Below are 11,691 nucleotides of genomic sequence, written 5' to 3'. Positions count from 1 at the left end.
CTGGGGGCCGAGGGCCGTCACGCGCCCAGGATCCACCGGTCCTGCCCCTCGACAGCGACCTCGCCGCACACTTCGTGAGGGCGCGGTTCCGTACCGGAAGAAAGGGCCATCCGCGTCGGGGCGTGCGCGGTGGTGGCTCAGCTCGTGGTGCAGCCGCTTCAGGGCAACCCCCTGGGCCTGCGCCCGGGCCTGGTGCTGCCGCGCCTTCCGTTCGTGATGATCCGTGGGACAGAGTGGGGGATGACTACGTACGAGACGATGCCGTTCCACCTTGAGACCGAGCGGCTGGTACTGCGGCCGTGGGCCGAGTCGGACGCCGCTGACTTCTGCGCCCTCCTCGGTGAACGCGGCAAGGGGACTCCCACGGTGGAGCACATCCGGACGTCCATCGCGGAGCTGCTCGCCGCGACGGCGACCACGGGGATCGCCCTGTTGCCCATCGAGCGCCGGGACGAAGGCGACTTCATCGGCTACTGCGGGCTGATCATCGGCCGCTCCACTCTGGAGGAGCCCGAAATCGCGTACGAGCTGTTCCAGCACGCGCATGGGCGCGGCTACGCCACCGAGGCGGCGGGTGCGGTGCTCGACGCCGCTGCTGCGACCGGGCGGAAACGGCTCTGGTCGACCGTCGGCGCGTGGAACACACCGTCGCTCCGCGTCCTCGAAAAGCTCCGGTTCGAGCGGCACCACGTCTCCATGGAAGACAACGGTGAAGTGGTCTGGCTCACGCGCTCGTTGCCGTGACGCGGGGGAACGCCGGTCTCCGGGGCTTCGCGCTCACATGTATGCGTAGTGGGTCAGCGGGACCCGGTCGCCGGGACCAGGGCGCCGTGCGTGCTGTCTGCGTGTGGTCGGTCCGCCTCCGTGGCTGCTCAGCCCTCACCCTGAATCGGGGGGCGGGTCCGTCGTCGTGCGCCTCGAGCGGCTGGCGCCGCGACGGGCTCCGCCGGCCGAGGGCACAGGGCCCGGCTGCCCGGGCGCTCAGGCCGTGTCGGTGGAGTCACGTCACAGTGTGGAGTCACGTCACGGTCAGGACGGCCTTGCCCCGGGGATGGCCCTTCTCCAGGTGACGGACAGCGGCCGGTGCTTCGGCCAGGGGACAGGTGCTGTCGACGGCTGGAGTGATGTCGCCCGCTTCCGCCAGGTTCGTCAAGGTCGAGAGGCCCGTCCGGCGGACGACTGCCAGGAGGCCGAGGGGGGTTCCGGCGTGCGCGGCGGGGCAGCAGCGCCGTCCGGAGGTGCCCCGAACCCCTCTGGACTTTCCGTCCAGGGCGTGTACGTTTGGTCCAGAGCTGAGCGGCACGCGGGGGAGGGTGAGGCACTGCCATGAGCGCTGAGAGCGGCACCGGTACCCGTAGTGGTACTCCTAGCGGCGCTGGTACGGGTACGGGGGTCGACGTCGCCCCCGATGCTGACAGCAGCACCGGCACCGGCACAGGCCCCCGGAACCCCGTCGGCGCTCGGGGCGCCGACGGGACTCAGGGCGCCCGCGTCGCCCGAACCGCGCCCTCCGAAGCCAACTCGGCCGTCGGCCCTGAGCGGAGTGCCGAGCGGGACGCGATCATCGCCGCCCTCGTGCCCGTGGCCGAGGGCATCGCCGCCACCTTCGGCTCGCTCTGCGAAGCCGTCGTGCACGACTACCGGCGGCCGGAGCGGTCCGTCGTGGCGATCGCGGGCGCGGTCACCCACCGCAGCGTCGGCGGGGCCATGAGCGAGATCGGCATGGGCATGCTGGCTCGTGGTGACGCGGCGGCCGACGAGCTGAACTACCTCACCCGCACCCAGGACGGGAAGCTGGTCAAGTCGTCCACGATGCTGCTGCGGGACAGCGGCGGCGCGGTGTTCGGGGCGCTGTGCGTGAACCTCGACATCACCGCGGTCCAGCAGGCCGGCGCTCTGCTCGGGGAACTCGCGGGCGTCGCCGCCCCGGCGGCCGACGTGCCGACCACGACCTTCGGCGACGACATGGAGTCCGTCCTCGCCTCGGTCGTCGACGCCTACCAGCTCCGCCGGAACCGGCCGTGGAGCGAACTCGACCGTCCCGCGCGCCTGGAGCTGTTCCGCGACCTCGACGAGCGCGGCGTCTTCGCCCTGCGGGGCGCGGTCCCGCAGGTCGCGGCCCGCCTCGGCATCTCCCGCGCCTCCGCCTACACCTACCTCGCCAAGTCCCGTGACCGGGCCGCACCGGGGCCCGGGCCCGACACCCCACCAGGAGCACCCGCATGACGAGCACCCCCCTGGTCACCCTCGACGACGTGCGCGACGCCGCCGCCCGGCTCAAGGGCGTCGCCCACCGCACGCCCGTCCTGCGCTCGCGCACCCTGGACGCCCGCGTCGGCGCCGAGGTCCACCTCAAGTGCGAGAACTTCCAGCGGATCGGCGCCTTCAAGTTCCGCGGTGCCTACAACGCCGTCTCCCGGCTCACACCCGAGCAACTGTCCAGGGGCATCGCGTCGTTCTCCTCCGGCAACCACGCCCAGGCCATCGCGCTCGCCGCCCGCGAGACGGGCAGCAGCGCGGTGATCCTCATGCCGGAGGACACCCCGCGCTCCAAGCGCGAGGCCGCCGAGGGCTACGGCGCCGAGATCGTCACGTACGACCGCTACTCCGGCGACCGCACCGCCCTCGGCCAGGAACTCGCGGCGGACCGCGGCCTCACCCTCATTCCGCCGTACGACCACCCGGACGTCATCGCCGGGCAGGGCACCGCCGCGCTCGAACTCCTGGAGGACGTCGGCGCGTTGGACGCGCTGGTCGCGCCGGTGGGCGGCGGAGGGCTCATCGCGGGCAGCTCCACCGCCGCCAAGGGACTGCACCCGGACATCCGCGTCATCGGCGTGGAGCCGGAGGCGGGCGACGACACCAAGCGGTCGCTGGAGGCCGGGCACCGCGTCTCGGTGCCGGTCCCGCGCACCATCGCCGACGGCCAGGCCATCGAGACGCCGGGGGAGCTGACGTTCCCCATCAACCAGCGCCTCGTCGACGAGGTCGTGCTGGTCTCCGACGACGAGATCCGCGCCGCGATGCGCTTCGCCTTCGAACGCCTGAAGATCGTCGTCGAGCCCAGCGGCGCCACCGCCCTCGCCGCGCTCCTGGCCGGCCGCCTCACCGACGTACCGCCGCGCGTCGGCGTCATCGTCTCCGGCGGCAACATCAACACCCACCGCTTCGCGGAGCTCTGCGCCGGCGCGACGGGGCATTAAGTCCTGTACCGCGTCCGGGAGAAAGTGACCGGCTCGGTGGCCGCGTTCGGCGGCCCCCGGGCCGGGGAGCGCGCCGCGCACCATGAGGCCGTACGCGAAAGTCCCACCCCGCGTACACGGGGTGGGACGTGAGTTGAGCGCCGGGCAGGCCTTGCACCTGCATTTCCCCGCAGGAAGCGGGGCGTCTTTCCTTGGACCACCGACGCGCGGTCAGCCACCTGGTGTTCCGGTGACCGGCTCAAGATCAAACATAGCACAAGGGTCCCGTCTCCCACACCCGCCCCCGGAACAAGCAACGAAACAAGGGATCAACGGGACAAAGGACAAAGGGCAAAGGAATAAAGGGGTAAAGGGGTAAAGGGGCAATGGAGCGTCGTCGCCCCCGGCCTGGGGCTAACCCCCGCTCACTTCGGAGGCCGTCCCCAGGGTGCTCGAGCCCCGCCTCCCGCCATGATCGGCACAAGGGCCCTGGCGGGCACACGAGGTGAGGAGCGACGAGGATGACGACGTACGGGCAGCAGCGGATCGGGCGGCGGAAGCTGCTGGCGGCCACGGCGGCCGCCGCCGCGGGTACGGTGCTGGCGGCACCGGTGGCGAGCGCGGCCGCACCGGCGCCGGGGCGCCGGGCCGCCGGTCGGCGGACCACCACCCAGGAGGCGGCCGTCGTACGGGCGTTGGAGCGGGTCGCTCACCCGCTGCGCTCGACCGAGCCCGGTGGCCGTACCTCCGACCTGCGGGCGCTCGGCTCGATGATCGGTGACGCCAGGGTGGTCGGCCTCGGCGAGGCCACGCACGGCTCGCACGAGTTCTTCACCATGAAGGAGCGGGTCTTCCGCCACCTCGTCGAGGAGAAGGGCTTCACCACCTTCGCCTTGGAGATGAGCTGGTCGGCGGGGCTGCGGATCGACGAGTTCCTCCAGGGCGGCGAGGGCGACGCCCGGCAGGTCGCCGCGGAGGCACTGGCCGGTTCCCCGTGGGAGCGCGAGGAGTTCGCGAGCCTGATCGGCTGGATGCGTGACCACAACCGCCGCCGTCCGCGGCGCACGGTGCACTTCATGGGGGACGACATCGGCGCCCCCGCCCTCGGCGACCGGATCTTCACGCGGGTCACCTCCTACGTGCGGGAGGCGTGCCCGCGGTCGCTGCCGCGCCTGGAGGAGCTGTACGCGGAACTCCGCCCGTTCGACGACGCCTTCGCGTACCTGCGCAAGCCCCTCGCGGAGCGGCGGCGGAACGCCGTGCGGGCCCAGGAGGCGCTGGACCTCGTCACCGCCTGCGCGGGCCCGGGCGGCGCGGACCACGAGCGGGCGGCGCGGCAGACCCGGACCGGGGCCCGCGGCCGAGCGGCGCGGCACGCCGGGACAGGGGACCGCGAGCCAGCGGCGCGGTACGCCCGGAACGAGGCCCACGAGTGGGCCGTGCAGCACGCCCGCAACATCGCCCAGACCTTCGCCTTCGTCTCCCTCGACCCCTCCGACCCGGACTCGGTGGCCGCGGCGGAGCACCTGCGCGACCGGGCCATGGCCGACAACGTCACCTGGTGGCACCGCCGGACCGGCGACAAGATCCTCCTGTCGGCGCACAACGGCCACGTGGGGTACCTGTCCACCGACCCCGAGATGTACCCCAGGACCCAGGGCGCCTACCTGCGCGACGCCCTCGGGCGGGACTACCTCGCCATCGGCTTCACCTTCAACCGGGGCTCCTTCCTCACCAAGGACACCTCCTTCGACGGGGACTGGAAGAAGACCACCGTGCCCCCGGCCGCGCGCGGCATGCACGAGCACACCCTCGACCGGGTCCACCACCGGGACCACTACCTGGACCTGCGCACCGTCACGGGTCCGGCCCGCTCCTGGCTGGACACCGCCCGCCCCATCTACGACGCGGGCTCGGTGTTCGAGGCCGACCCCCTCCCCACGCTCGCCGTCGGGCAGGCCTACGACGTCCTCGTCCATCTGCACCGGGTCCGCGAGGCCGTGAAGCTCCGCACCCCGTAGGGCGTACTCCATAGCGAAGCCGCGCGTGGGCCCCCGCCCGGCTTGACCTTCCAGCCGACTCGAAGGTCTACGGTCGGTGGCATGACAGCCATGCGGATCTCCCGACTGGCCGCGCGCAGCGGGGTGCCTGCCACCACCCTGCGCTTCTACGAGAGTGCAGGGCTGCTGCCCGCGGGCCGGACACCCGCCGGATACCGGGTGTACGGCGAGGACGCGCTCGCGCGGCTGTCGTTCATCGGCACGGCCAAGCACTGGGGGCTGCCGCTGGAGGAGATCGGGGAGCTGCTGCGGGTGTGGGAGGCCGGGGCCTGCCGGGACGTTAAGGCGGACCTGCGGCCGCGGATCGCCGCGCGGCTGGCCGCGGCTGAGACCCGCGGCGCGGAGCTTGCCGCGTTCACCGCCTCGCTCCACAGCGCCCTCGCTCACCTGGACGCGCTGCCCGACCGCGCCGGGCGGTGCGGCCCCGAGTGCGGCGTCGTCGCCCCGGCCCCGGACGCCCCTGACGGGCAGAGGGCCGACGCCGCCCTCACGCCCGGCCGCCGCGCCGGGGAACGGGAGCCGGAGCGGTGGCGCGCCGCACCGGTGGCGTGCTCCCTGACCGGCGCGGGGCCGCACGAGCGCACCGCCCAGTGGCGCGGGGCCCTCGACGGCGCCGCCCGCGTCGTGATCCCGGAGGGCCTGCGGCTGACGCTGCCCGCCGACCGGGCCGCGCGGCTCGCCGCCCTGGCCGTCGCCGAGCAGGAGTGCTGCCCGTTCTTCGACTTCCGCCTCCACTTCGACGGCCCGCGGCTGCACCTGGACGTCCGCGCACCCGCCGCCGCGAGCGCGCAGCTCACCGAACTCTTCGCCCCCGCTGTCTGACCCGACCACCGACGGGACGGCCCCCTGGCCGCGCCCAGACTCCCGGCGGGACGAGCCCTGGCCGCGCCCGGCGCACCCGCCGACTCCGCGTACGACACCAGCAGCCTCAACCTCGACCTGGTCGGGCTGACAGGGGCCCGGCGGGCGTACGGGAGACCGAGCCGGGCGGCGGACACCCGCCTTCAGCACGACGGCTTCCCCGCCCCCACCGCAACGGTCGCCCCGGACCTACGAACACCCCGTTCGCGCTCAACCCGCCCCCGGCGCCTCGGCCAGCGTCTCGCCCGCCCGGGTCCGTGCGTACAGGACGTGGCGGCCCGAGCGGTGGGCGCTCACCAGGCCCGCCGTGCGCAGCAGCGTGAGGTGCTGGGAGACGCCCCCGGGCGTGAGGCCGGTGCGCCGGGCCAGGTCGGTGGTCGACGCGGGGGCGGACAGCTCCGCCAGCAGGACCGCACGGGCCCGGCCCACCACGCCCGCCAGCGCGTCGGAGACCCGCACCGGGCGGGACTGCCAGAGCGTGCCCACGCCCCGCGGCGGGTACCGCAGCGACGGCTGCCAGGGCTCGTTGAGGACCGAGAAGACGCGCGGCCACACGAAGGCCGACGGCACCAGGAGCAGGCCCCGGCCGTCCAGCCGGCGCGAGCCGCGCGCGGTGCGGTGCTCCAGGTGCAGCGTGCCGCCCGCCCAGGCCACCTGCGGATCGAGGTCCTGGAACAGCCGCTGGGCGCCCCCGTCCACCAGACGGCTCGCGCGGTAGCGGATGTCGGCCTCCAGGAGGGTGAGCACCCGCGACCAGTAGGGGGCGAGGGCCAGCTCCCAGTAGGCCTCGATCACGTCCGCGAGGCGGCCGAGTTCCGCCTCGGGGTCCGCGCGCAGCGCCGCCATGCGCGCGGGCGGCACGTCGGCCTTGGTGCGCAGCAGCGCCACGGGCGTGCTCCGCACCGTGGCCAGCTCCACCGCCAGCGACGGCAGCGGTGTCGTGGGCGGCGGGCAGAGGAAGCCGGGCACGTACCCCGACCACGGCGCGTGCGCCGGTACCGGGACGAGGTCGAACAGCGGCGCCAGGTCGACGCCCGACGCGGCGAGCCGGGGCCGCACCTGGTCCGCCCAGGCGCGGTGCAGGCCGTGCTCGTCCGCGCCCTTCAACACCCGGACGCTCGCCACCACTTCCCACAGCGGGGACAGCGCGAAGCGGGTCCGGGCCACGTCCTCCGTACCGAACTCGATCTCGATCATTCAGCTCAGGCTAAATCACTGGGTCGCGGCGCCCGTCGCCCCGCATGGTGCCCCGCATGACCTCCGCACACGGCTCCCCGTGGCGGCTGCGCGACTTCCGTACGCTCTTCGCGGCCGGAGCGCTCAGCCACCTCGGCACCAACGTCGGCTACGTGGCCGTCCCCCTGCTCGCCGTCACCGCGCTCGACGCCGGACCGGGCCAGGTGGGCGCCCTCGCCGCCCTGTCCACCGCGGCCTTCCTCCTCATCGGCCTGCCCGCGGGCGCCTGGGTGGACCGGCTGCCGGGCCGCCGCGTCCTCGTCGCCGCGGACGCGGCCCGCGCCCTGCTGCTCGCGTCCGTCCCCGTGGCCTGGTGGCTCGACGCGCTGTCGCTGCCGCAGTTGTACGCGGTCGTGCTGCTGAACGGCGCCGCCACCGTGTTCTTCGACGTGGGCTCGCAGAGCGTCCTGCCCGACCTCGTCGGGCGCGACCGCCTGGTGCGCGCGAACACCGCGATCATGGGCCTGATGGCGGGCGCCAACATCGCCGGGCGCGGCGCCGGCGGCCTCGTGGTCCAGGCGTTCACGGCGCCCCTGGCGCTCGCGGCCGGCGCGGTCGCCTACCTCGCCTCCGCGGCGGGCCTCACCCGGATCGGCCGGGGGCAGGCGCCCGCCGCGGCGCCGGCCGCCCGGCGGCGGCTGCGCGCCGAGGTCGGGGAGGGGCTGCGGCACGTCTTCGGCCGCCCCGAGCTGCGGGCCCTGGCGCTCGGCGCGACGCTGAACAACCTCGGCGGGCAGATGGTCAACGCCGTGCTTCCGGTGCTGTTCGCCCGCGAACTCGGCCTGCCCGCCGGGGCCCTCGGCCTGTACTGGGCGGTGGGCGGCCTCGGTCTGCTGGTCGGCGCGCTCTGTGCCCGCCGCCTCGCGGCCCGCCTCGGCCACGGCCGGGCGATGGCCGTCGCCGGGCTGTGGCTCGCCCCCGCGGGCCTGGCCGTGGGGCTGGTCGGGGACGGCCCCTGGCTGTGGGTGGCGGGCGCGGGCTGGCTGCTCGTGACGACCCGGACGGGCATCGACAACGTCCTGGGCGTCACCCTGCGCCAGCACCTCACCCCCGACCCGCTCCTCGGCCGCATGAACGCCACCTTCCGCTTCTTGCTGACCGGGGCCCTGGCCATCGGCTCGGTCCTCGCCGGTGTCCTCGGCGAACTCGCCGGCGTGCGCGTGGCGGTGTGGGCCGGCGCGGCCTGCCTGGCGTGCGCGTTCCTGCCGGTCTTCGTCTCACCGGTGCGCGCGCTGCGGGAGCTCCCGGCGCTCGCGCAGCCGCCCGCGACCTCACCGGCGACGGAGCGCGCCCCCTAGCCCGGCCTTCCCCGACGGCGGTGCCACGAGGGCCTGGCCGGCCCGGCGCGAGCGCTCGGCCCGGCGGACCGCGAGCGGAGCCGCCAGGCCCGTCACGGCGAACAGCACCCCCACGACGTACCAGCCGGGGCGGCCCCACGTGACGCACAAGGAGAGGAGCAGCCCCGGTCCGAGCGCCTCCGCCAGGCCCGCGCCCAGGCCGAACACGCCCAGGTACTGGCCGGTGGCGTCCGGCGGTGCGAGCGCGAAGGAGACCTCGAACCCGGCCGCCGCGTGCCACAGTTCGCCCACGGCGTGGACGACCACGGCGATCAGGACGAGCGTGACGGCGGCCCGGACCGGCGGGCCGGCGGCCAGGGAGATCAGCACGCAGGAGGCGAGGAAGGCCACCCCCGAGCGGCGGTAGGCGCGCCCGCCCGCCGCGGGGGAGTCGACGCCGCGGCTCGCCCGCACCTGGAGCGCGACGACGATGGCGGTGTTGACCAGCATGGTGCCCGACACCAGCCAGGCCGGGGCGGTGGTGGCCTCGACCAGCCACAGCGGCAGCGCCACCGTGAGCACCTTGAACTGCACCGCCATGACCCCGTCGAGCACGGTCAGGACCAGATAGGGCCCGTCGCGCAGCGCGGCCCGGCGCGGCCCGGGCGCGGCGGGCACCGGCTCGACCGGCGGCAGCGGCAGGACGAGCACCGCCGAGGCGGCGAACGCGAGCGCGTTGCCGACGACCAGCAGGTGGTACGCGGCGAGGGTGCCGGCGTGCACGGCCACGCCCGCCAGCAGGGCGCCCAGGGAGATGCCGACGTTCGTCACGGCCCGCAGGTACGCGCGGAACTCCTGCGGCCGGTCGCCCCCGTAGTGGCGGATGAGCGGGCTGCGCGCCGCCACCCCGGCGGCCTTCGCCCCGGTGGCCACGCTCACCGCGACGACGAACGGCCAGAAGCCGTCCACCAGTACGAACGCGGCCGTGGCGAGGGCCTGGACGGCCAGCGTGACCGCGTACACGCCGCGCGCCCCGCGCCGGTCCGCGAGGTGGCCGACGGCGATGCCCGCGGCCAGCGAGACGCACCCCGCGACGCCGAGGCCGAGACCCACCTGCTAGGCCGGCAGGGCGACCGCCTGCGTGAAGTACAGCACCCCCGCGGTCAGGTAGAGGCCGCTGCCGACGGTGTTGACGAAGTTGGAGGCGGCGATGACGCGCCGCGGGCCCGCCGGAGGCAGCGCCTTGGACAGGACGGACGGAAGGCTCATGGCCGCTCCGCACGGGGTACGCCGGTGTTCTGCATGGCCACGACAGTGCTGTAATGGTCTTGTGCAGCTCAACCCTTACGGTGTGGACGCGGTCCGGCTGGCCGCGGACCTGGCGAACCGGCGCCCGCAGAATGCCCAGGAGCTCGCGGCCCGCTGCCGCGCCGCCGGGCTGACCCTGGAGCGCCCCGCCGTGCCGGAGGACCTGGACCGGGTCCTGGCCCTCCTCGACGCGTGGGAGAAGGTCGTCGACGCCGCCGACGAGCAGGAACGCGCCGCCCTGCTCAACGCGATGCTGGCGGCCGGCACGAGCCACCCCCGGCTGACCGACCACGCGGGCGACGGCTGGCACCTGCACTACCGCGACGACCACCAGTCGCTCGGCTCCCTCCTGTACGCGCTGATCGCGGTCGGCACCGCGCTCCACCTCGTGGGCCGGGGCATGCACCGGCTGCGGCGCTGCGCCGTCACCGAGTGCGTCACGATCTTCGCCGACACCTCCCGCACGGGGCTCCGGCGCTACTGCTCGCACCGGTGCGCCAGCCGGGACGCGGTACGCCGCCACCGGGCGCGCGCCGGACGGTGAGCCCCGCCCGCCCCGCCCGCCGTGCGCCGCCGCGCCGGTGCGATCATGGCCTGTCATGAGCACCGACGCCGACGCGGCCCAGCCGGACCAGGAGGCGGGCGGGTGGCCCGACACCGTGGGGGACACCGCCCTCACCATCAGGGTTCCCGCGGCCGACCCCCTGGTCAGGGCCGGGTTCCCGGCGCACGTGACCGTGCTCTACCCCTTCCTGCACGCCGGCCGCATCGACGCCCGGGTGGAGCGGGAGCTCGCCGCGCTCTTCGCCGGGCACGCCGCGTTCGAGCTGACCTTCACCGAGTTCGGCCGCTACCCCGGCGTGCTCTACCTCGACCCCTGGCCGCACGACCCGGTGGTGGCGCTCACCAAGGACCTGACCCGGCGCTGGCCGGAGGCGGTCCCGTACCGGGGGATCTTCGGCGCCGGCCTCGCGCCGCACCTGACGGTCGCCAACAGCGAGGGCCCCGCGACGCAGGACGCCGCGTACGACGCGCTGGAGGCCGAGCTCGCCCCCGCGCTGCCGCTGACCTGCCCCGTGCCCGCCGTCCACCTGATCACCTGGGACGGCGCGCGCTGGCGGGACCGGGCGGCGTACCCGCTCGGCCCACGGCCCGTACCCCGCGCGCGGCATCACGCGTACGGGTGACGTACAGCCCCGGATGCTGACAACTCGCCCCGCGCGCCTGACGCTTGAGGCATGGACAACGGAAGCGCACGTCCGGTCCGCGCCCTCGCCCGCCGGGCGGCGCGGCTCGCCGCCGTGGTGGCGGCCCTCGGCCTCACCGCCTGGGCCGCGCCCGTCGACGCGGCCCCCGAGGCGACGGGCTGCGTCGTCAACGGGCGGCCGCAGCCCGGGCCCGAGATCAACGGGACGAACGGCGACGACGACATCCGCTGCGACAGCCTGGCCGCCGGTGACGTCGTCTTCGGGTACGACGGCCGCGACACCGTGCGGGTCACCTTCAACCGCGCCGGTGTCGTCAACGGCAACCGGGGCGACGACACCATCCGCGTCGAGGAGGAGAACACCGGCCTCGTCCAGGCCGGTGACGGCAACGACGACGTCGTCGTCTCCTACAACGGCCCGTCGGGCCGGATTCACGGCAACCCGGGCGACGACCGGCTCCAGGTCCTGCTGAACGAGGGCGTCGTCGACGGCAACGAAGGCGCCGACACCTGCTTCGTCAACGAGGGCACGGTACTCAACTGCAACCCGTGACCCGGGG

The 11,691-nt window shown here is 74.8% G+C and carries 13 protein-coding genes; 9 read left to right on the top strand and 4 right to left on the bottom strand.

What is annotated here, in order from left to right; translation table 11 throughout:
- The first annotated feature begins 240 nt into the window (after window positions 1-240).
- Window positions 241-744: a GNAT family N-acetyltransferase gene (locus tag QK440_RS14415; RefSeq protein WP_282793499.1), complete on the top strand. Its 504-nt coding sequence runs from the start codon at window positions 241-243 to the stop codon at window positions 742-744.
- Between the two features lie 274 nt (window positions 745-1,018).
- Here QK440_RS14415 and QK440_RS14410 read toward each other — a convergent pair whose 3' ends face one another.
- Window positions 1,019-1,303, bottom strand: coding sequence for a zinc-binding dehydrogenase (locus QK440_RS14410; protein ID WP_282793477.1), 285 nt, complete (start codon window positions 1,301-1,303; stop codon window positions 1,019-1,021).
- A gap of 272 nt (window positions 1,304-1,575) precedes the next feature.
- On the opposite strand from QK440_RS14410, the gene QK440_RS14405 reads away from it, so the two are divergent.
- The 4 genes from QK440_RS14405 to QK440_RS14390 all read left to right on the top strand — a co-directional run bounded on the left by QK440_RS14405 (window position 1,576) and on the right by QK440_RS14390 (window position 6,064).
- The gene (locus tag QK440_RS14405; RefSeq protein ID WP_282793476.1) at window positions 1,576-2,226 is read left to right on the top strand and encodes a PAS domain-containing protein; all 651 of its coding nucleotides are present in this window, start codon (window positions 1,576-1,578) and stop codon (window positions 2,224-2,226) included.
- Window positions 2,223-3,203, top strand: a complete 981-nt coding sequence (locus QK440_RS14400; RefSeq protein ID WP_282793475.1) for a threo-3-hydroxy-L-aspartate ammonia-lyase — start codon at window positions 2,223-2,225, stop codon at window positions 3,201-3,203. Before QK440_RS14405 ends, QK440_RS14400 begins: the two co-directional genes overlap by 4 nt.
- 500 nt (window positions 3,204-3,703) lie before the next feature.
- Window positions 3,704-5,203 carry an erythromycin esterase family protein gene (locus QK440_RS14395; RefSeq protein WP_282793474.1) on the top strand — a complete coding sequence of 500 codons (1,500 nt, stop codon included), beginning with the start codon at window positions 3,704-3,706 and terminating at the stop codon, window positions 5,201-5,203.
- A gap of 81 nt (window positions 5,204-5,284) precedes the next feature.
- Complete coding sequence (locus QK440_RS14390) at window positions 5,285-6,064, top strand: MerR family transcriptional regulator (protein ID WP_282793473.1); 780 nt, start codon at window positions 5,285-5,287, stop codon at window positions 6,062-6,064.
- A gap of 249 nt (window positions 6,065-6,313) precedes the next feature.
- On the opposite strand, the gene QK440_RS14385 is transcribed toward QK440_RS14390, so the two are convergent.
- A complete protein-coding gene (locus QK440_RS14385) occupies window positions 6,314-7,300 on the bottom strand; it encodes a DUF5937 family protein (protein WP_282793472.1) in 987 nt (328 codons plus the stop codon).
- 56 nt (window positions 7,301-7,356) lie between these two features.
- On the opposite strand from QK440_RS14385, the gene QK440_RS14380 reads away from it, so the two are divergent.
- Window positions 7,357-8,637: an MFS transporter gene (locus tag QK440_RS14380; RefSeq protein WP_282793471.1), complete on the top strand. Its 1,281-nt coding sequence runs from the start codon at window positions 7,357-7,359 to the stop codon at window positions 8,635-8,637.
- Here the strand turns inward: QK440_RS14380 and QK440_RS14375 are convergent.
- Both QK440_RS14375 and QK440_RS14370 read right to left on the bottom strand, forming a co-directional pair.
- Window positions 8,611-9,729 (bottom strand): MFS transporter, encoded by a 1,119-nt coding sequence (locus QK440_RS14375; protein ID WP_282793470.1) that lies wholly within the window; start codon window positions 9,727-9,729, stop codon window positions 8,611-8,613. The genes QK440_RS14380 and QK440_RS14375 overlap by 27 nt on opposite strands.
- A 3-nt stretch (window positions 9,730-9,732) precedes the next feature.
- Window positions 9,733-9,885, bottom strand: a complete 153-nt coding sequence (locus tag QK440_RS14370; RefSeq protein WP_282793469.1) for a hypothetical protein — start codon at window positions 9,883-9,885, stop codon at window positions 9,733-9,735.
- 61 nt (window positions 9,886-9,946) lie between these two features.
- On the opposite strand from QK440_RS14370, the gene QK440_RS14365 reads away from it, so the two are divergent.
- The 3 genes from QK440_RS14365 to QK440_RS14355 are packed head-to-tail and all read left to right on the top strand — an operon-like array spanning window position 9,947 to window position 11,684.
- Window positions 9,947-10,468, top strand: a complete 522-nt coding sequence (locus QK440_RS14365; protein ID WP_282793468.1) for a CGNR zinc finger domain-containing protein — start codon at window positions 9,947-9,949, stop codon at window positions 10,466-10,468.
- A gap of 55 nt (window positions 10,469-10,523) precedes the next feature.
- Entirely contained in the window at window positions 10,524-11,111 is a 588-nt protein-coding gene (locus QK440_RS14360; RefSeq protein ID WP_282793467.1) for a 2'-5' RNA ligase family protein, read from the top strand.
- 51 nt (window positions 11,112-11,162) lie between these two features.
- Window positions 11,163-11,684: a hypothetical protein gene (locus QK440_RS14355; protein ID WP_282793466.1), complete on the top strand. Its 522-nt coding sequence runs from the start codon at window positions 11,163-11,165 to the stop codon at window positions 11,682-11,684.
- The last annotated feature ends 7 nt before the right edge of the window (window positions 11,685-11,691 follow it).

It is taken from the genome of Streptomyces sp. CC224B, assembly GCF_030010595.1.
GTDB classification, from domain to species: Bacteria; Actinomycetota; Actinomycetes; order Streptomycetales; family Streptomycetaceae; genus Streptomyces; species Streptomyces longispororuber.
The sequence above is the reverse complement of the archived record's forward strand: the minus strand, read 5'-3'. Positions and strand labels throughout refer to the sequence as shown.

Excerpts from the sequence above, each read along its gene's own strand:
- QK440_RS14415 (WP_282793499.1), top strand. The coding sequence starts at position 241 with ATGACTACGTACGAGACGATGCCGTTCCACCTTGAGACCGAGCGGCTG.
- QK440_RS14395 (WP_282793474.1), top strand. The coding sequence starts at position 3,704 with ATGACGACGTACGGGCAGCAGCGGATCGGGCGGCGGAAGCTGCTGGCG.
- QK440_RS14390 (WP_282793473.1), top strand. The coding sequence starts at position 5,285 with ATGACAGCCATGCGGATCTCCCGACTGGCCGCGCGCAGCGGGGTGCCT.
- QK440_RS14360 (WP_282793467.1), top strand. The coding sequence starts at position 10,524 with ATGAGCACCGACGCCGACGCGGCCCAGCCGGACCAGGAGGCGGGCGGG.
- QK440_RS14355 (WP_282793466.1), top strand. The coding sequence starts at position 11,163 with ATGGACAACGGAAGCGCACGTCCGGTCCGCGCCCTCGCCCGCCGGGCG.
- QK440_RS14380 (WP_282793471.1), top strand. The coding sequence starts at position 7,357 with ATGACCTCCGCACACGGCTCCCCGTGGCGGCTGCGCGACTTCCGTACG.
- QK440_RS14370 (WP_282793469.1), bottom strand. The coding sequence starts at position 9,885 with ATGAGCCTTCCGTCCGTCCTGTCCAAGGCGCTGCCTCCGGCGGGCCCG.
- QK440_RS14385 (WP_282793472.1), bottom strand. The coding sequence starts at position 7,300 with ATGATCGAGATCGAGTTCGGTACGGAGGACGTGGCCCGGACCCGCTTC.
- QK440_RS14400 (WP_282793475.1), top strand. The coding sequence starts at position 2,223 with ATGACGAGCACCCCCCTGGTCACCCTCGACGACGTGCGCGACGCCGCC.